The sequence below is a fragment of the Methylomonas methanica genome (assembly GCF_001644035.1).
GTDB lineage: Bacteria > Pseudomonadota > Gammaproteobacteria > Methylococcales > Methylomonadaceae > Methylomonas > Methylomonas methanica_A.
In genome coordinates this window covers 1-18613 of record NZ_LUUG01000065.1, presented here as the reverse complement: position 1 = coordinate 18613, position 18613 = coordinate 1, and the positions used below count along the sequence as shown (strand labels likewise).

Sequence of the window (18613 nt, the reverse complement as noted above, 5' to 3'; positions counted from 1 at the left end):
GCTAGGCTTATCAGGCAACCTTTTTGAATATAAGCCTTTGCTAGCATTTACGTACTAGCAGCGTAGCCGAGACATGGTCCAATCCAAGCAGAAACAAGCCAGTTTGCAAAAATCGCTATCCATACTTCAAGCCGCGCTCGACTCCAGCACCGACGCTATATTGGTAGTCGATCTGTTCGGCAAAATCGCGACCTTCAACCCCCAATTCATGCGGATTTGGGGCATCCCGGCAGGCTCTTTACAGATCGGCGACGATGAAAAATCGCTGAGCTATGCCTTGAAGCTGTTGAAAGACCCACCAGCCTTCCTCAGCCGTATCGAGGAGATTTATAAAAACCCCAAACAACGGCACGCCAGTGAACTGGAGTTTAAAGACGGCCGCTTTATTGAAAGCTATTGCCAACCGCAATATTTGGACGGCCAACCGGCTGGCCGGGTCTGGAGTTTTCGAGACATCACCGAACAAAAAACGTCCCGCAAACGTTTGGCCCAATTAAGCTTTGGTATGGACCAGATGCATGACAGCGCTTATTTGATCACTGAGAACGCTGGATTCGTCTACATCAACAACCAATCTTGCAAGGCCTTGGGCTATAGTCATCAAGAGTTGTTGCAGATGAGCGTATTCGATGTAGACCCTTGCTTTCCACGCCATGTCTGGGCCGCGCATTGGGCAGAACTGAAAATTAAGCGCTCGAACAAGCTGGAAACCATCCACAAAACTAAGGATGGCCGGCTGTTCCCGGTAGAAGTGGTTGCCAATTATTTCGAATACGCCAACGTCGGCTATAACCTGGCTATCGCTCGCGACATCAGTGAACGCAAGCGCATCGAAGAAGCTCTGCAACAGGCCGCACTGATTTATCAAAACAGCAGCGAAGCGATGTTGTTGGCAGACTCGGACGACCGCATTCTGACAATCAACGCCGCGTTCACCACCATTACCGGCTACCAATCGGATGAAGTCGTCGGTAAACACATAGGCATTTTAAACACCGGCGGCCACAGCGAAGCCATGTGGCAAGCCATTCATAGCAAGGGCAGTTGGCAGGGCGAAATCTGGGACAAACGTAAAAACGGCGAGTTGTTTGCCAAGTGGTTGACCATCAATACCATCTTCGATGCCCAGCAAACCATGCAGCGCCGGGTGGCATTGTTTTCCGACATTACCGAAAAGAAAAAAACCGAAGGCGTCATCTGGCAACAAGCTAATTTCGACCCTTTGACCCAATTGCCGAATCGGCGTATGTTTTACGACCGACTGAGTCAAGACATCAAAAAAGCCCACCGCGAACACAAACGCCTGGCCCTGTTGTTTATCGATCTGGACTTATTCAAAGAAGTGAACGACACCCTTGGTCACGACATGGGTGACGAGTTGCTGCAAATCGCCGCACACCGCATTTTAGCCAGCGTGCGCGAAACCGATACCGTGGCCCGCCTGGGCGGAGACGAGTTTACTGTGATCCTGAGCGATGTCGGCGATCCAGCCAATGCCGAGCGCATCGCCGGCAACCTTTTGCAGAAAATGACCGAATGTTTTCAGCTGGGTAACGAAATTGCTTATATCTCCACCAGTATCGGCATCGCTTTTTACCCGGACGACGCCGACAACCTGAAATCCCTGTTAAAACATGCGGACCAGGCAATGTATGCCGCCAAGCGCCAGGGCCGGAATCAATATTGTTTCTTCATCCCGACCATGCAGGAATCCGCGCAGGCGCGGCTGCGGCTAAGCAACGATTTAAGATTGGCCCTTGCCGGGCAGCAGTTTTATTTGTGTTACCAACCCATCGTCGAACTGGCCACCAATACGGTGCGTAAAGCGGAAGCGCTGATCCGCTGGCAACATCCGACGCGCGGCCTGATCAGCCCAGCGGATTTTATTCCGATTGCCGAAGAAACCGGCTTGATCAGCAGTATAGGCAATTGGATTTTTCAGGAAGCCGCCGAGCAGACCAGCCGCTGGCGTCAATCGATACACGAAAAATTCCAGATCAGTATTAATAAGTCGCCGGTACAGTTTCGGAATGAACGCGACAGTCATCGCGATTGGCTGGATCGCCTGGAAGCGCTGAGTCTATCGGGGCAAAGCGTCGTCATCGAAATTACCGAAGGCCTGCTACTGGATGCCAATAGCAGCGTAGCCGAGCAACTGCTTTCGTTCCGCGACGCCGGTATTCAGGTGTCTCTGGATGATTTCGGCACGGGTTATTCCTCGCTGTCTTATCTAAAAAAGTTCGACATCGATTATCTGAAAATAGATCAGAGCTTTGTCCGCAATCTGGCGATCGGTTCCGACGACATGGCCTTATGCGAGGCGATCATCGTGATGGCTCACAAACTGGGAATAAAAGTGATTGCCGAAGGCATAGAAACCTCAAGCCAACGCGAATTGCTTACCGCTGCTGGTTGCGATTTCGGACAAGGCTATTTGTTCGCAAAGCCGTTACCAGCTCAGGAATTTGAGAGATTGTTTGCCGACTGTAAACTTTAAAAAATCAGCAGCTGAGAGAATAACGGAAAGGATGCCAAGCAGGCATGAACATCGAAAACTATTTAGTTGGGAGCCACCGAGAAAACACGTCTTCCGGTGGCAGCCGTTAATCAATCCTGACTGGATTGACTAGATGCGTCCTTAGTGAGCGGCGCTATAAACTTTCATCATTTCTTTGTAAAGTTCCAGAGTAGCTTTCAAGCTAGCTGAGGCGTTGGCGTCGCCTTTTTCGATCTCATCGCGGGCAACTTTCAGTTTGTCACCAGCTCTTTGACGCAAACGCTCGGTTTGCTCGTAGCGGAACTCTTTTTGTGACTGACGAACATCGCCCAGCGCTTTCAAAGTGCCTTCTTTGTCGCCTTTTTCCAGCAAACTTACAGCTTCTTCTACTTTGGCAACGGTAGCTTCACCGGCTGCACGAACTTTGGCGTCGCCAGCGCTGTTTGCATTAGCTGATGTGGAAACCAATGCTGCGGCGATCACCAAAAATGAAGCCAAGGTTTTTTTTACTGTGTTCATACAAATCCTATCAATTGATATTTAAGTGTTTTTTTAAACCACATTAAAATTACAAATTTATGACTGTATATTTTAATCCGGTTGCTTGCTCAAAGCCTTTTCATACTACCATAGATTCTGAAAATAGCAGCAAAACCGGGAAAAATAACTCAATTCCCACAAACGAAAAACGGTATTGATTATTGCGCCGTCAGCTCGGCAATGTGTTTGATAAACCCCGTCTCATTGACGAAGGTAATATCGTACATTTTGGTTAACCCCAACACCTGCTCATCACTAACACCCAAGACCAGTAACAGAAAGTTTTCCTTGGCGATATCCAGTCTGCGCCGCATTTTGCAGTACTTTTCGATAAAAGAACGAAATTCTCCGGATTTACATTCTATAAATACCGGTATACGCCCGTTAATTAGAAAAAATACATCCACTTCATATTTATCTTCGTTGGCAAACTGAATATTAAAGCTTCTTAAGCAAGAGAAAAGTCCTTTACTTTCGTAGAAGTGTTTCAGCAATTTCATAAACACATACCATTCCAACCACTCGCCATTAAAAAACCCGACGATGGCCGACATACTCTGTAAAGTAAGATGGACTCTCTTTTCATTTTTATTATAAAAATACTTGGCAACAAATGAGAACTCATACAGGTTTTTACAAAAACCGGTAATGGTTTTAATTTGATTTTGACTGTAATCGTTTAAATTCAAAACTACCGATGCGTAGTTATTTCTCTGGGCTTTTCTAATTTTATCCAGCACATCCTGCAACAGCGGAAAGTTATCGCCCAACTCAACCGCCACTTCATCATAAAAACCTTGCGTATCCAAGGCATTATGATTTACTTCGACCTGAACATTCTTACGCTCGAACCAGCTGATAATAGGCTTGTATTGCATGCTGTTGCTCATCACCGCAGTATTATGCAAATCCACCTCTTCGTCTTTATGCAAGCGCATATCGGATCGCGAAATTTCCGCCACGGGATTCCCCGCCTGCTCTAACTCCCGATATTTGCCCAATAACACGCCGTATTTATCAATCAGTTTCTTCACAAAAACCACGGTATCGTGAATTGCCGATGCTTGTTCGCAAACCGGGCATTTAACCGTTTTGCCCACATGTTCATTCGGCACTTCGCGTAAATAGGCACAATTGTTACAGCGCAGAATTGCCATAAGGCGTCCTTGAATGTTTATTACGGTAATTAATTTACTTGGCTGGACAGAATAACCGCTTAATCAGCTTGCGCTAAAACAGGCGTTTAGCCCATGCCGTTTTAGGAGAAAACCGGCGCATTTCAATCGCGGCAGACATCGCCACGGCTGCAAACGGGTACCCCATCGCGTCCGTTGGAGAGCCGCATCTTGACACTAACAATCCCCCCTAAACCTAACGGGTAATGCGGGTAGCTGTGTCACAAATCACCCCATCCGTCCTGCAATTGTAGACATGCCTGCACAGACCTCAACCGGAAAATACGGTAAAAATACCTATCTAACTGATCTAAAACAAAAAAATTAGATAAGCCGGTTATTTTTGAATCTGGATCAAAATTTGCTGAGAAGTTTAAAACGGCTGCACAAGCCTTATCCCGCACTCTCGATCACAGGTGATTTATGAGCAAAATCGGCATTTTTTTCGGAACGGATACCGGCAGCACCCGGCTAGTGGCAAAAAAGATTTTCAGCTTGTTGGGCGAAGAGCTGGCCGACAAGCCCAAAAATATCAATAGAGTCAAACCAGAAGAATTATTGCAATACGACGCGCTTATTTTGGGCACTCCGAGCTACGGCATAGGCGACTTGCCCGGTCTGGGAGCCGGATGCCAGGAGCGCAGCTGGCAGGAATTCGTCCCCACCCTGGATGGCGTCGATCTTTCCGGCAAACGCATCGCGCTATTCGGCTTGGGCCATCAAGAACGCTATGCCTCGCGCTTCGCCAGCTCCCTGATCCAGCTTTACCGAGTATTTTACGGATTCGGTGCCGAGATGATCGGCCGTTGGAGCACGGAAGGCTATACCTTCGAACATTCCGACTCGGTGATCGACGATCAATTCGTCGGTCTGGTACTGGACCAACGCGGTCAACCGCATTTGACCGACGAGCGCATCAGAGTCTGGCTGGCGCAAGTCACGCCTCAGTTGCTGCCGGTCTTGGCGGAGGCCGCCTAAATGTTGGCCTCATCCATAGAGGAGCGGGACTCCCTAGATTTAACCCCGTTAGCCGACTGCTCAAACTGCGCTTACCGGGATACTTTACTGGCCACCGGCACCTGCAAACCGGGTGACCGTTGCGTGGTAGCGGAAAGCGGCCGACAAATCGACCGGTTTTTCAAAGCTCACCCGGTCTACGCGTTAAATTACACCCAAGATCCTTTCTGGGAACGGCGCGCCATTGCGGCCCAGTATTTGCCGACCAATCATTTACGCCCCTTACTAACCGACCCCGACGAAGCCGTACGCCGGGTACTGGCTTATCGTGTGCCAGTGGAATGGCTGCTGGAATTAAGCCAGGACAGTGACCGGGAAGTGAGAGTGACCGTGGCCGACCGCCTGCCGGAAAGCCAGCTCGAACTAATGGCTAACGATCCGGATTATCTAGTACGCGCTTACGTTGCTAAACGCTTGCCCAAGGGCCGCTTGTTCCGATTGGTCGCCGACCCGGATAACGAAGTAAGGCGCACCGTCGCGGAACGTATACCCAGTGTGAGCTTGGGCTTGATGGCCGACGATCAGGAAGTGAACATCCGCCGCATCGTCGCCCAGCGCATGGAGGTTGACGACCTAGCCATGATGAGCAAGGACGAAGACTGGACCGTACGCTATGAAGTGGCGCTGCGCGCCGAGCCGGAACTACTTAAACAGATGCTCGACGACGCCGACGAAGAAGTCAGCTTTACCGCTCGCGAGCGCTGGGAAGCCTTGGCGATGGAGGCCGCGCATGCCGCAGACTGAACACATCGTCGGCCTGACCTATGCGGACCGCCTGCGGATGGCGACCGAATCTCGACACCAAGCATTGAAAGAACGTCTAGGCTCCGACTTGGCCGCCCTGACCTCCTTGATGGGACCGATGAGCGACGGCCCGGAATGGCCGGCCGGGGCCGCTTGGCTGGCTGCGCGGCACGGCCAAAACGCCTGTGTGCTCTCCGACGGCCTTTCCGATCCTTGGGTGGAACGTGACAGACCGGAAACCGGCCTGGGCCTGGAAGTGTTTATCGAAAGCCCGGATTCCGGCGCCGCCGAGAATGCACCACTAGCCAAATTCGCCGACACCTGGTTATTTCCGCTGACCGCCGAAGTCAGCCATACCCTGGCCGGCTTCCCCCGTTTAAGCGAACGGTTATTGAACGGCGAACTGCTATCGATGGAATTTGCTATCGATCACATCAAGGACGGCCGCGGCCAAATTGGTGCCTTATTGGGGGCTAATAGCGAACCCGCTAAAACTTTAACGCTTGCCGGTGGGGAGATAAAGCTAATCGCCATCACCTTGCTGACCGGCAGCGAATTAAAGTATCTGCGCGGCAAAGGTGAACTAGCCCGGCACGAGCTAGCCGACAAACTGAAAACCGCCGGTGTCGGCCATCTGTCCTTACTCCACCGACCCTCGCTGGTCTAAACCCCACCCTCTCGCATGGCTATTACTCCCGAAATAGACGCCTGGTTACTGGAAAACGGCTTTCAATTGGACCTCAATCCGCACGGCAAACACCCATTGATTCTGTCCGCCCAACAAGGCCGGACCGATGTGCTGACCTATCTGTTGGAGCAAGGTGCAGATCTTTCCACGCTGGATGCGTACGGTAACAACGCGCTTTGGGCCGCATGTTTTGCCGAAGCCGGCGATTGCATAGACTTGTTGCTGGAGGCCGGTATCGATATTAACTATCAAAATCCCAGCGGTGCCAGTGCGTTGACTTATGCATCCTCCAGCGGTAAACACGCGGTGGTCAAGCAATTGCTTGAAGCCGGCGCCGATCCGCTACTGAGTACGCAGGACGATTTCAGCGCGCTGGATTTAGCCGCCAATCGCCAATGTTTGCAGTTGTTGCGTAGTGCGGTAAAAGCCTTGCAGGTATAGTGCAGCTGGAAATTATTACCGTCACTCCCGTGAAGGCGGGAGTCCAGCGGCTACAATGGATTCACTGCGTGGTCTAACGGTTCACCAATATCACCTGCGTGTATCTGGATCGAATGCACCAATAGCCCTCCGCCCCAAACAAACACAGTTTGTTTACCGCCAACCTAAACCCAGCGCCCGATAGCCCGCCTATTGCCGCAAGCCCAGCCTGGGCATAGAATGCGGCCTTTCCTAACATACTCAGAGGACGCACCATGTCAGACTCTTATTGGTTTAGAACCGGCGAAGCCACCGTATTTTCCAGCGAAGGGCAAGGCACCGACGCCATGCCGGAAATTCTGATTGGCGACGTCAAAGGCCCGGCCGGTCATGCTTTTGCCAATCTGATGGGCCAAACCGCAGGCCACACGCGCATGTTTGCGATCCGCGCCACCAACCAACAAGTGCGTCCGGCCACCATCATGGTGCCTAAGGTCACAATTAAATCCTCTGCTTACGTCAACTTGTTGGGTGGCCCGGTACAGTCCGCAGTAGCCGACGCGGTGATTGATAGCGTCGCCGACGGCATTATTCCGCGCCTGCAAGCTAACGAGTTGTGCATCATCGCCATGATCTGGATAGATCCCTCCTGCGCCACTAACCCCGAATTGGACCGCAAGGATTTGTATCGCACCAACTACGAAGCCATGAAACTGGCGATTTCCAGAGCGATGAGCAACTCGCCGAGCATCGACGAACTGATAGCCAACCGCCACAAAATCTTCCACGAAATGTACGACCCGGAGACTGGCGAGTCGCAGTGGTAAGCGTATAACTAAGCATATCGTCAGGTAGCCGCTGTCGCGGCGACCTGACCTACTGATTGAAGTGCTACATAAGCCTATCCGCAATCAAGCCAACCCTACTTAATAAACAACATCTCCTGATATGTAGGAAACGGCCACAACTCATCCGCAATTTCCCCTTCCAGCCCATCGGCATATTGACGCACCTCATCCATCAAAGGCCGGATGGTGTTAGCGCAGAACTGCATGTGTTCTTCAATCGTTGCAAAATCATGTTTGGCAAGTGCTGCACTGAGTTTATCGCTGGTCGCCATCATCGACGATAGCAGCCCGGCAATTAAAACTAGACGCTCGTTTCCCAGTTCGACACCATGGCTTTTAAGCGAGATTAATGTGGCAGAAAGATCTGCCAAGTATTTCACTGCGGCCGGATAGATACCGGTTTTGGCCATGCTGATCACCAATTTGGCTTCTACCTCAATGGCCAGCACATATTGCTCTGCGTAGATTTCGAAGCGGCTGGCGAGCTCGACAGGTGACAATACCCCCAGCGTTTCGAATAAGGCTTGCACCTCGGGTTCCTTCAACACCGGCAAGGCGTCGGCAGCGGTTTTGAGGTTGCGTAAACCGCGTTCTTCCACGGCCATTTTGTGCCATTCCGCCGAATAGCCATTACCGCCGAACACCACCGCGCCGTGGGCATCGATCAATTCTTTCAAGGTTTTCAGGATGGCCGTATCTAAATCAAGGCCTTTGCCTAATTGGCTTTCCAGGCTATCGGCTACCCAATTCAGCGAGTCGGCGAGCATGGTGTTCATCGTCACCAAGGGGCCGGCGACCGATTGGCCGGAGCCCACGGCGCGAAATTCAAAGCGGTTGCCAGTGAAGGCGAACGGCGAGGTCCGGTTTCTATCCCCTGCGTCTTTGTTAAACACCGGCAGCGTATTAATACCCAAATCCATCACCCCGGCGTTTAAGGATCCGGTGATCTCGCCATTACTGATTTGCTCGAACACGTTGTCCAACTGCGAACCCAGATATACCGACATGATCGCCGGTGGAGCTTCGTTCGCACCCAAGCGATGATCGTTACTGGCCGTGGCAATCGCGGCACGCAGCAGCGGACCGAATTTATGCACGCCGCGAATCACAGCACCGCAAAACAGCAAGAACTGAGTATTTGAATGCGGCGTATGGCCGGGATCAAGCAAGTTGCCTTGGGTGGCGTTGCCGACCGACCAATTCACGTGCTTCCCGGAACCGTTGATGCCTTTGAAGGGCTTTTCGTGCAGCAAACACACCAAGCCATGCTTTTTGGCTGTGTTTTTTAGGACAGTCATCAGCAATTGTTGATGATCGGTGGCGACGTTGGCCGATTCAAAAAACGGCGCTATCTCGAATTGTCCGGGCGCTACTTCGTTGTGGCGGGTCTTGGCCGGAATCCCCAAGCGATAAAGCTGCTCTTCCACATCCTGCATATAGACCTGAACGCGTTCGGGTATGGCACCGAAATAATGATCGTCAAACTGCTGACCTTTGGCAGCCGATGCGCCGAACAGGGTGCGCCCCGCCAACAGTAAATCCGGGCGATTGGCGACGAAATTGGCATCAACCAGAAAATACTCCTGCTCAGCCCCGCAACTGGAGTTCACCGGGGCAATGTCGGTGTGACCGAGCAACGATAACACCCGCTGCGCAGCCTTATTCATTGCCGCATTGGCACGCAACAAAGGGGTTTTCTTATCCAGCGCTTCACCGGTCCAGGAGATAAACACGGTGGGGATGCACAACGTCGCGCCATTGTCGGTGGTCATGATATAAGCCGGACTGGTCACGTCCCAAGCGGTGTAACCACGTGCTTCGAAGGTGGAACGGATGCCTCCGTTCGGGAAGGACGAGCCGTCCGGCTCGCCTTGTACCAATACTTTACCGCTGAATTCGGAAATGACTGAACCATCGCTTTGCACGGAAATAAAACCGTCGTGTTTTTCGGCGGTGGCGTTGGTCAAGGGATAGAAAACGTGGGCGTAATACAGAGCCCCTTTTGAAAGCGCCCAGTCTTTCATCGCCAACGCCACCACATCGGCAATTGAAACATCCAGCTCGGTACTGGCTTCGATGGTTTTCTTTAAGGATTTAAACACCTCTTTGGGTAAGCATTCCTTCATCTTACTCAAGGTAAAAACATCACTGGCCCATAAACTGGCCAACGGTGCCGGCATTTTGGTCGGCATGGGTTGGCGATTAGTGATAGTTTGAACAGCTTGCACGCGCGCGGTATTTCCAGTCATAGCTTGGCCTTGGTTTGAAGATTAATGTCGATCAAACAATCCGCAGCAATAATCAATCCAGTAAGCTTGGGGTGATAGCGGAGTGAGCCCGGCTCCAGGGATTGTAGGAAATTGCGGCGCTTATGAAGTAGCTAACGCGGAGCGAAGACGGAGGCCGTGAGTTGTATTAGTGCAATATAAGGAAATTGCGGCACAAACTTAGTGCGCGACAAATCAATACCGTTGAGGCGGTTCGCCGTTTATGCGCGAGACGCATCATCGTAATAGAAGGCAAATCGGCATGTCAGTTTTAAAAATGACCGGGATGGGAGGATTTTAAACCCAGCATGTCAGCCCGCCCTACACCCTAATCCCTTTGCCACCCCCAGCAAGCAGTGTTATTATCCACGCGCCGTATACGCCCGCACCGCAGCGAGCGATTCGCGTCAACGGGGACGCAAGAGGCTGGTTTTCAAGGTTATACGTTCGTCCTCCGCTTTGTTAAAATCCGTCGATTTTTTGCCCTCGCGGCCAACCCAGCTTGCTAGGGTTTACTACCAATGCCGCTTGTTCCAATTCCGCAGAGTTTGACTACATGCCAACCCAACCGCTCGAAACGCTGTTCCGCTCCGAAGTTCTTTCCATGTCGGCCTACCATGTCGCCGATGCCAGCAACTTCATCAAACTCGATGCCATGGAAAATCCTTATAACTGGCCGGAAGATATTCAAGCACGCTGGCTGGAAGCGCTGAAGACCTGCCCGATCAACCGCTATCCGGACCCGGAAGCCAAGACGCTGGCAGTCGCGTTGCGCCGGGCAAACGGCATTCCGGAGCAATCTGCCTTGCTGCTCGGCAACGGTTCCGACGAGATTATCCAAATATTGTTGATGGCTTTAAACGCCGATGCCACCGTATTGGCACCGGAACCCGGTTTCGTGATGTACAAGCAAGTGGCGCAAAGCTTGGGTTTACACTACCAAGGCGTACCTTTGCTGGCAGACAGTTTTGCGCTGGACATGCCGGCCATGCGCACAGCAATTGCCGAATCGCAACCTGCCCTGATTTTTATCGCCTATCCGAACAACCCCACCGGCAATTTGTTCGATGCCGAAGCCATCAAGGAAATACTCACCATCGCCCCTGGCTTGGTAGTGGTCGACGAAGCCTATGCGCCGTTTGCCGACGCCAGTTTTATCGGCGAACTAGGACATTATCCTAATTTACTGGTGATGCGCACCGTTTCCAAGCTGGGGCTGGCCGGCTTGCGCTTGGGTTTTCTGGCCGGCGAACCGGCTATAGTGGAGCAGTTACACAAAGTAAGATTACCTTACAATATCAATAGCCTGACTCAAATTACGGTCGGCTTTGCCTTGGATCATGGCGGGTTTCTGTTGGAGCAAACCCAAACGCTGCGCGGGGAGCGCACTTTAGTGTTCCAAGCCTTGCAGGGAATGCCGGGTGTTCAAGCTTACCCCAGCGCCGCTAACTTCATTTTGTTCCGCACCCTTAACAAAGCCGCAGACGACGTATTTGCCTCGCTAAAATCGCAAGGCGTGTTGATCAAGAATCTGTCCCCGCAAGGCGGGCTGTTGCACAATTGCCTGCGCGTCACCATCGGAAAACCGGAAGAAAATCAAGCCTTTCTGAGCGCGTTAGCAGCGGCTTTAAAGTGATAATTCGCACTATCCGCAAAGGCCTGAAACCCTTGACTAGCGCTGTCGCAAGAACAATTTCAATAATCACGGACAGTAAGGTATATTTGCTGAAAATTATAATAATCGATGTATCGCGATATACATCACATCATCAGGAGTGTTACTTATGAACCACGAAGGCGTCGATCATTCCAAACGCCAGTTTCTGACCTCGGCACTGTCGGTGGTTGGTGCAGTGGGTGCCGGCTATTTGGCCGTCCCCTTTCTCTCGCAAATGCAGCCCAGCGCCAAAGCCATGGCAGCCGGTGCTCCCGTCGATGTCGATATCAGTAAGATGGAACCCGGCCAGTTGATCAGGGTGGCTTGGCGCGGTAAACCGGTGTGGGTCTTGAATCGAACGCCGGAGGTGCTTTCGACCCTGGCTACACTGGACAGCAAACTGGCTGACCCGGTGTCCAACGAGTCACTCCAGCCGGAGAACAGCAAAAATCCGCTGCGCTCCATCAAGCCGGAAATTTTTGTCGCTGTCGGCCTGTGCACGCACTTAGGCTGCTCGCCCACGTTTCGCCCGGAAATTGCCCCTAACGATTTAGGCGCGGACTGGAAAGGCGGTTTCTTTTGCCCCTGCCACGGCTCCTGGTTCGATCTGGCCGGTCGTGTGTATCGCGGCGTTCCCGCCCCTACCAATCTTGAGATACCGCCGTATCGATATGAAACAGACACTCTGATTGTCGTTGGCGAAGAAAGCGAGGCAAACCCAGCATGAAGCAAAAAATGAATCAATGCAGCGAATGGCTGCTGGAGCGTTTTCCACTCTCCGATTTGTGGAATGAACACATGGCGCATTACTACGCGCCCAAAAACTTTAACATCTGGTATTTTTTCGGCTCGTTGGCCCTGTTAGTACTGGTCAATCAGTTCATTACCGGCATTTTGCTGACTATGAACTACAAACCCGACGCCAAACTAGCGTTCGATTCGGTCGAATACATCATGCGCGACGTCAACTGGGGCTGGCTGGTGCGTTATATGCATTCCACCGGCGCCTCGGCGTTCTTCATCGTTGTCTATCTGCACATGTTTCGCGGCCTGATCTACGGCTCGTTCAAGCAACCGCGCGAACTGATTTGGATCTTCGGCATGTTGATCTTCGTTTGCCTGATGGCGGAAGCGTTCATGGGCTACCTGCTGCCTTGGGGGCAAATGTCCTATTGGGGTGCCCAGGTCATCATCTCGCTGTTTAGCGCGATTCCGGTGATCGGCGACGAGTTGTCGCTGTGGGTGCGTGGCGACTATGTGGTTTCCGACGCCACCTTAAACCGCTTCTTCGCGTTTCACGTTATCGCCGTTCCATTGGTATTGTTGATACTGGTGTTCCTGCACATCGTTGCCTTGCACGAAGTGGGCTCCAACAACCCCGACGGCATTGAAATCAAGCAATCAAAAGACCCCTGGGGACATCCGGTCGACGGCATTCCCTTCCATCCTTACTACACCGTCAAGGACATCGTCGGCGTCGGCGTGTTCATGTTCTTCTTCGCGACGGTGATTTTCTATATGCCGGAATTGGGCGGCTACTTTCTGGAACACGCCAACTTTATCCCGGCCGATCCATTGAAAACCCCGGAACATATTGCGCCGGTCTGGTATTTCACCCCGTTCTACGCCATTTTGCGTGCGGTACCGGATAAGTTTGCCGGCGTGATTGCGATGGGCGGCGCGATAGTGGTCTTGTTCATGCTGCCTTGGCTGGACCGCAGCCCGGTTAAATCCATCCGTTATCGCGGCGGTATGTTCAAAAAAGCGCTGGCGTTGTTTGTGATCGCCTTCGTCGGCTTGGGCTATTTGGGAACCCAACCCGCCACACCAGGAGCGACGACTGTTGCCCGGGTTTTGACCGCTGTTTACTTCGGCTTTTTCCTGTTAATGCCGCTGTACACCCGCTGGGAAAAAACCAAACCGGTACCGAATCGACTGACCACGCAGCCAAGCCTGGAAGATCGCATTCCCGCTCTGCTGGCATTAGTCGATGAAGTGGTTGAGGTACACCAAGTTCCCGACAATATCGGCGGTACTATCACCAAGAAAAGGCCGAACTGGTCCGGCATATCAGCCGTATTGATTCGTTTTGCAAAAAACCTGAAAAAGAGCCTGGATTAAGCCATGAAAAAGATACTCTACACTCTTTTGTTTTTGCTGCCTTTCAACGTGTTGGCTAGCAGTGGCGTCAAACTGGATAGCGCCGATATCGACCTGAACGACACGATGGCGATGGAGCGCGGTGCAAAATACTACGTCACCTATTGCCTGGGCTGTCATTCGGCAAAACACATCCGCTACAAACGTATCGCTATTGATCTGAAGTTGGATGAAGCGGAAGTTCTGAAAGTGGTGGCGCCTTTCGGGGCCGGCATTTACGATCAAATGCATTCAGCGATGAACGCGCACGACGCGGAAAAATGGTTCGGCACCACGCCGCCCGATTTGTCGCTGATTGCCCGTTCGCGCGGCGCTGACTGGTTATATACTTATCTGCGCAGCTTCTATACAGAGCCGGGAAAATCGCCTTTGGGCGTTAACAACGTGGTGTTCCCTGATGTGGGTATGCCTAACGTGTTCTGGCAACTGCAAGGTTCGCAGTCGGCGATTAAGCAGAAAATCGACGGCCAGGACGTGATTACCGGTCTGAAACTGGATCAACCCGGGCAAATGACACCTCAGGAATTTGACAAAATGGTCAACGACCTGGTCAATTTCCTGGTTTACGTCGGCGAACCGGTGCAGCTGGAAAGACAGCAAATGGGTAAATACGTGTTGTTCTTTATCCTGATGTTTATCGCACTGGCCTATCTGTTGAAAAAAGAGTACTGGAAAGACGTACACTAAATACAGCTTGGGCTCGTAATATCAAACCGGTATCGGCTAAGCTGATACCGGTTTTTTTATGGCCGTTTGTTTAAAAACCAATCGATTTGTAAATCCGGTTAAAATCTCGATTAAACTCTCAGTAACGGAATACGCTAAGCCCGAACGCTGGAAACAACTCTATCCTTGACCGTCGAAAGCCAATATGAAAAAAACTACGCCAACATCTGAAACACCAGTCTCTAATACTGAAAAGCCTGCTCCGGCGAAAGCGACCAAAAAAACCGCTACCAAATCCGTCCCGGCTAAAGCAAAGCAAGAAACTTCAGCGTCGTCGGGCAAAACCAATGCTAAGCCCAAAGCGACTACTACGCCCAAAGCTGCTAAAACAGTTGCTGAGGCGCCGATTACCCAAGAAAGTATCGAAAATGTGCCGGAAGTGCCCCCGACTAAAGCAGCACCGAAAAAAGCCAATCCAAAGCCAAAAGCCGCAAAAGTGGAGCCTACCGTGGAATCCGCGCCAGTTACGGCAGCACCAGTCGTAATTTCCATGCACGAACGCATAGGTTTGACCGCTGGAGTTATCTGGCATCATTTGGCTGAAAACGGCGCGACACCGGTTGCCAAATTAGTCTATGTGCTTCCAGAGGAAGAGGCCATCATTCAAAGAAGTATCGGTTGGTTGGCTCAGGAGGACAAAATAACGCTGTCCGCCAGAGGGGGAGACCAAGTCGAAACGATAGTGCTGAAGGGATAGTATTTTTGATGCCGGGGAAACCGCTCACCGCGAGGCCCCTCACCTTCTACCCAGAGACCAGGCCAGACGCTGCGACGAACGGGCCGGCATAAACACTCAGTCCCGCAGCCCAGGAAATGTCTGGGCTGCGGGACTGAGTTCCCCCGATCAGTAGTTCGGGGGAACTCAGTCCTATCCTAATCACATGTCATTGATTAACCCATTCACGCTCTCGTTCAACGACAAAACATTAGAACAGGCCTTTCTGCAGACTACGTTCGAACGCACCCGCTATCAAGGCCGGATGGCCATGATCGTGGGCATGTTTGTCTACTTGCTCTGCGGCATTATTGATCAATGGTTTGCGCCGCCGGACTTGGTTGAGGATGTCTGGCAATCACGCCTTACGGCACTGTGCGTGCCAACCTTCGTGATGATGGTGACATTTACACCGTGGTTTTCGGGGTTATGTCACCTGCTATTAGCCGCCGTAGGCTTTGCGGCTGGGGTCGGCTTAATCTGCATGCAGATCCTCTTGCCTTTTGATAGCTCGCCGTACTACTACCCGATGATGGTGTTGGTGACGTTTTACACTTACAACTTTGTCGGTACGCGTTTTATCTATGCGCTTGGCGTCGACCTGATACTTCTCCTTGCCTACAACCTGCTGTTCGGCAACTATATGGCCTATCCGTCGCATATACTGGTTAGCCATGACTTTTTCATAATTTCGGCCAACCTGATCGGTGGTTCGGCCGGATACCTGGCTGAACATGGACACAGAATTTTGTTCTTGCGCGAGCGGGAGCTGGATGAGCAGCGGAAACGCCATTTAACCCGGTCGCTTCACGATGGCCTCACCGGGTTGCCGAATCGTGATCTGCTGTATGACCGTATTGCGCAGGCGATGTCCGAGGCCCAACGGAACGGCTCCACGCATTGCGGGTTCTTTCTTGATCTCGACGGCTTCAAGGCAATCAACGACACCCTCACTCATAGAGTGGGCGATTATGTGTTGCGAGAGGTGGGGCAGCGACTGATCACGGCAGTACGCGGTGCCGATACGGTTGCCAGAATCGGTGGCGACGAATTTTTTATCCTGGCGCTGAATATAGACAGCGAGGAAGCCGCCTGCCGCTTAGCCGCAAAGCTGTTGGATCATCTAGCGCAGCCGATACCAGACATTCCGGATAATATGAGTCTGGGTGTCAGCATCGGTATTTGTGTGTTTCCCTACGAAGGCATGAACGTTTCCGATCTGATTCATCGAGCCGACGCGGCTATGTATCAGGTCAAAAATAGTGGCAAAGGCTATTTTAAAATAGCCGATCAGCCAACATAGTTTCCGTGTCGATTACCCCGGCAGCCGGATACTCAAGTGCTTGCTAAACATGAAGGGATATGCAACACCATGCTTTTCGGCGTTTGCGGTGAAGCACACTCTGCCATCCAACCATAGCAAGCCTGACCAGGATATAAGGTCTAATGGATGACTGTTTGTTTCCGAGAATCCGTGGCTGGCTTACTGAGGATTAAAATGTTTGAACGTAAGAGTGAAAAACTGGCATCGCCAGCCGCTTTCGCAAAAAGAATGGCTGCGTCCGTTTTAGCGGCAGTGGGTCTTATTTGCATAGCACTGTGCGTTGGCATCCTTGGTTATCGCTACATTGCGGATTTCGGCTGGATCGATTCCATTCTTGAGGCCTCCATGATTCTGGGCGGTATGGGGCCAATCAATACGCTACCCAGCCCTGAAGCGAAACTGTTTGCGTCGGCCTATGCGCTTTTCAGTGGACTGGTATTCATTGCGATCATGGGCATCTTGCTAACGCCTGTCACGCACAGGATGCTGCATAAATTTCATATTGACGAGAATGACTTGCAGAGTTGAGACTGAACAACGGCTGGCTTGAAAATCAAACGCGGCTGTTTGCTCGTACAATACTTACAAGGGATAAAATCGTGCGTCCCCGCTTTTATTCGAACGGCTATTTACAGTAGTTTACCTCCCAACAGTACCTGACCGCCCTTCAAATTTGTTATGACTATAAAGAGTATTTTGGTGACCGACACCCTCTATGACTATATTCTTTCGACTTCGCTACGAGAGCCCGAGGTGTTGAAGCAGCTCCGCGCAGAAACAGCGCTGCATACGCACAGCGCCATGCAGATTGCACCGGAGCAGGGACAGTTCATGGCGCTGTTAGTCGAACTTACAGGGGCAAAAAAAATTCTCGAAATCGGGGTTTTCACGGGATACAGTTCCACTTGCCTAGCGTTGGCGCTGCCGCCGGAAGGCAGGATCACGGCCTGCGACATCAGCGAAGAATTCACCCATGTGGCACGCCGCTACTGGATTCAAGCCAACGTCGCCGATAAGATCGATCTGCGGCTGGGACCGGCACTGGAAACCTTGAATAGTCTGATCGCCGCCGGCCATGCAGGTAGTTACGATATGGCCTTCATCGATGCCGACAAAGCCAATTACGACAGCTACTATGAGCAATCGTTAGCGCTTTTGCGTCCTGGCGGGCTACTGGTGATAGACAACGTGCTTTGGAATGGCCGGGTTGTCGATCCAAGCATCCAGGATGCGGATACCGTGGCGATTCGAGATCTCAATCAAAAAATTCACGCCGATCCCAGGGTCACCATCAGCCTGTTACCCATAGCCGACGGCCTGACGTTGGCCTTAAAGCGCTGATGTTTTTCGGGCCGATAGACTCTCAAGCACAGTCATTGAGATTGAAGTCCGCGAAATATCCAAAATTATTTTTGTTCGCTTGATTGTTAATGCCAGCCACAACCCGGCTACTATAGAATGAACGCTTCATTAACCGATTCGGAGTATGCCAAAATGAAAAAGATTGTTTTTGCAATAGTAGCTTTATTTTTGTTAAGCCAATCTGCTTACGCGGCCGATGAAGCATGCGACGCCAAAGCTACCGAGAAAAAGCTGGCTGGCGCCGCCAAAAATAGCTTTCTCAAAAAATGCGAGAAAGACGCCAAGATCACTGCCGCTAAAGCCGGTTGCGATGCAAAAGCTGCCGAGAAAAACTTGAAAGGCGCGGCCAAAAATAGCTTCACCAAGAAATGCGTCACTGACGCAAGCAAATAACTCTTCGATAAAATCACTAGGGGGCTGTTGCCATTTTGGATCGATAACCTTGAAATTGAACTGCTCTGCCTCATTGATTG

General features: G+C 51.5%; 18 protein-coding genes. 14 read left to right on the top strand and 4 right to left on the bottom strand.

The window, feature by feature from the left end:
• The first annotated feature begins 73 nt into the window (after positions 1–73).
• Entirely contained in the window at positions 74–2497 is a 2424-nt protein-coding gene (locus A1332_RS10440; protein WP_064008433.1) for an EAL and GGDEF domain-containing protein, read from the top strand.
• 141 nt (positions 2498–2638) lie between these two features.
• On the opposite strand, the gene A1332_RS10435 is transcribed toward A1332_RS10440, so the two are convergent.
• Positions 2639–3016: a hypothetical protein gene (locus tag A1332_RS10435; protein WP_020484595.1), complete on the bottom strand. Its 378-nt coding sequence runs from the start codon at positions 3014–3016 to the stop codon at positions 2639–2641.
• A 179-nt stretch (positions 3017–3195) separates the two neighbouring features.
• On the bottom strand, positions 3196–4071 hold the full coding sequence (locus A1332_RS10430; RefSeq protein WP_231890265.1) for a hypothetical protein: 876 nt from the start codon (positions 4069–4071) through the stop codon (positions 3196–3198).
• 564 nt (positions 4072–4635) lie between these two features.
• Between A1332_RS10430 and A1332_RS10425 the strand changes: the two genes are divergently transcribed.
• The 5 genes from A1332_RS10425 (at position 4636) to fae (ending at position 7908) form a co-directional block, all read left to right on the top strand.
• Entirely contained in the window at positions 4636–5190 is a 555-nt protein-coding gene (locus A1332_RS10425) for a flavodoxin (RefSeq protein ID WP_064008431.1), read from the top strand.
• Positions 5191–5973 carry a 4Fe4S-binding leucine-rich repeat protein gene (locus A1332_RS10420; protein ID WP_064008430.1) on the top strand — a complete coding sequence of 261 codons (783 nt, stop codon included), beginning with the start codon at positions 5191–5193 and terminating at the stop codon, positions 5971–5973.
• Positions 5960–6640 carry a hypothetical protein gene (locus A1332_RS10415; RefSeq protein WP_064008429.1) on the top strand — a complete coding sequence of 227 codons (681 nt, stop codon included), beginning with the start codon at positions 5960–5962 and terminating at the stop codon, positions 6638–6640. Before A1332_RS10420 ends, A1332_RS10415 begins: the two co-directional genes overlap by 14 nt.
• 15 nt (positions 6641–6655) lie before the next feature.
• Entirely contained in the window at positions 6656–7102 is a 447-nt protein-coding gene (locus A1332_RS10410; protein WP_064008428.1) for an ankyrin repeat domain-containing protein, read from the top strand.
• 254 nt (positions 7103–7356) lie between these two features.
• A complete protein-coding gene (gene fae, locus A1332_RS10400) occupies positions 7357–7908 on the top strand; it encodes a formaldehyde-activating enzyme (protein ID WP_064008426.1) in 552 nt (183 codons plus the stop codon).
• Between the two features lie 95 nt (positions 7909–8003).
• Here the strand turns inward: fae and A1332_RS10395 are convergent, their stop codons facing one another.
• On the bottom strand, positions 8004–10178 hold the full coding sequence (locus A1332_RS10395) for a glutamine synthetase III (RefSeq protein WP_064008425.1): 2175 nt from the start codon (positions 10176–10178) through the stop codon (positions 8004–8006).
• A 574-nt stretch (positions 10179–10752) separates the two neighbouring features.
• Between A1332_RS10395 and hisC the strand changes: the two genes are divergently transcribed.
• From hisC to A1332_RS10355, 8 genes are all read left to right on the top strand, one after another.
• Positions 10753–11832 carry a histidinol-phosphate transaminase gene (gene hisC / locus A1332_RS10390; protein WP_064008424.1) on the top strand — a complete coding sequence of 360 codons (1080 nt, stop codon included), beginning with the start codon at positions 10753–10755 and terminating at the stop codon, positions 11830–11832.
• Positions 11833–11980: 148 nt separating this feature from the next.
• On the top strand, positions 11981–12580 hold the full coding sequence (petA, locus tag A1332_RS10385) for a ubiquinol-cytochrome c reductase iron-sulfur subunit (protein ID WP_064008423.1): 600 nt from the start codon (positions 11981–11983) through the stop codon (positions 12578–12580).
• Positions 12577–13974, top strand: coding sequence for a cytochrome b (locus tag A1332_RS10380; protein ID WP_064008422.1), 1398 nt, complete (start codon positions 12577–12579; stop codon positions 13972–13974). The genes petA and A1332_RS10380 overlap by 4 nt, the downstream gene beginning before the upstream one ends.
• A gap of 3 nt (positions 13975–13977) precedes the next feature.
• Entirely contained in the window at positions 13978–14700 is a 723-nt protein-coding gene (locus A1332_RS10375) for a cytochrome c1 (RefSeq protein ID WP_064008421.1), read from the top strand.
• A gap of 184 nt (positions 14701–14884) precedes the next feature.
• Positions 14885–15436 carry a winged helix-turn-helix domain-containing protein gene (locus tag A1332_RS10370; protein WP_064008420.1) on the top strand — a complete coding sequence of 184 codons (552 nt, stop codon included), beginning with the start codon at positions 14885–14887 and terminating at the stop codon, positions 15434–15436.
• 184 nt (positions 15437–15620) lie between these two features.
• The gene (locus A1332_RS26300) at positions 15621–16757 is read left to right on the top strand and encodes a GGDEF domain-containing protein (protein WP_064008419.1); all 1137 of its coding nucleotides are present in this window, start codon (positions 15621–15623) and stop codon (positions 16755–16757) included.
• A gap of 195 nt (positions 16758–16952) precedes the next feature.
• Positions 16953–17306: a hypothetical protein gene (locus tag A1332_RS10360; RefSeq protein ID WP_064008418.1), complete on the top strand. Its 354-nt coding sequence runs from the start codon at positions 16953–16955 to the stop codon at positions 17304–17306.
• 150 nt (positions 17307–17456) lie between these two features.
• Positions 17457–18119: a class I SAM-dependent methyltransferase gene (locus A1332_RS10355; RefSeq protein WP_064008417.1), complete on the top strand. Its 663-nt coding sequence runs from the start codon at positions 17457–17459 to the stop codon at positions 18117–18119.
• A 192-nt stretch (positions 18120–18311) separates the two neighbouring features.
• Here A1332_RS10355 and A1332_RS25635 read toward each other — a convergent pair.
• Positions 18312–18613 (bottom strand): hypothetical protein (locus A1332_RS25635; protein ID WP_197491438.1); only part of this gene is annotated, 302 nt, incomplete at its 5' end.

What these genes read in the sequence shown, in the direction of transcription:
- A1332_RS10410 (WP_064008428.1), top strand. Translation starts at nt 6,656, where the DNA reads ATGGCTATTACTCCCGAAATAGACGCCTGGTTACTGGAAAACGGCTTT.
- A1332_RS10440 (WP_064008433.1), top strand. Translation starts at nt 74, where the DNA reads ATGGTCCAATCCAAGCAGAAACAAGCCAGTTTGCAAAAATCGCTATCC.
- A1332_RS10375 (WP_064008421.1), top strand. Translation starts at nt 13,978, where the DNA reads ATGAAAAAGATACTCTACACTCTTTTGTTTTTGCTGCCTTTCAACGTG.
- A1332_RS10420 (WP_064008430.1), top strand. Translation starts at nt 5,191, where the DNA reads ATGTTGGCCTCATCCATAGAGGAGCGGGACTCCCTAGATTTAACCCCG.
- A1332_RS26300 (WP_064008419.1), top strand. Translation starts at nt 15,621, where the DNA reads ATGTCATTGATTAACCCATTCACGCTCTCGTTCAACGACAAAACATTA.
- A1332_RS10360 (WP_064008418.1), top strand. Translation starts at nt 16,953, where the DNA reads ATGTTTGAACGTAAGAGTGAAAAACTGGCATCGCCAGCCGCTTTCGCA.
- A1332_RS10380 (WP_064008422.1), top strand. Translation starts at nt 12,577, where the DNA reads ATGAAGCAAAAAATGAATCAATGCAGCGAATGGCTGCTGGAGCGTTTT.
- A1332_RS10415 (WP_064008429.1), top strand. Translation starts at nt 5,960, where the DNA reads ATGCCGCAGACTGAACACATCGTCGGCCTGACCTATGCGGACCGCCTG.
- A1332_RS10370 (WP_064008420.1), top strand. Translation starts at nt 14,885, where the DNA reads ATGAAAAAAACTACGCCAACATCTGAAACACCAGTCTCTAATACTGAA.
- A1332_RS10395 (WP_064008425.1), bottom strand. Translation starts at nt 10,178, where the DNA reads ATGACTGGAAATACCGCGCGCGTGCAAGCTGTTCAAACTATCACTAAT.
- A1332_RS10425 (WP_064008431.1), top strand. Translation starts at nt 4,636, where the DNA reads ATGAGCAAAATCGGCATTTTTTTCGGAACGGATACCGGCAGCACCCGG.
- A1332_RS10355 (WP_064008417.1), top strand. Translation starts at nt 17,457, where the DNA reads ATGACTATAAAGAGTATTTTGGTGACCGACACCCTCTATGACTATATT.
- petA (WP_064008423.1), top strand. Translation starts at nt 11,981, where the DNA reads ATGAACCACGAAGGCGTCGATCATTCCAAACGCCAGTTTCTGACCTCG.
- A1332_RS10435 (WP_020484595.1), bottom strand. Translation starts at nt 3,016, where the DNA reads ATGAACACAGTAAAAAAAACCTTGGCTTCATTTTTGGTGATCGCCGCA.
- fae (WP_064008426.1), top strand. Translation starts at nt 7,357, where the DNA reads ATGTCAGACTCTTATTGGTTTAGAACCGGCGAAGCCACCGTATTTTCC.
- hisC (WP_064008424.1), top strand. Translation starts at nt 10,753, where the DNA reads ATGCCAACCCAACCGCTCGAAACGCTGTTCCGCTCCGAAGTTCTTTCC.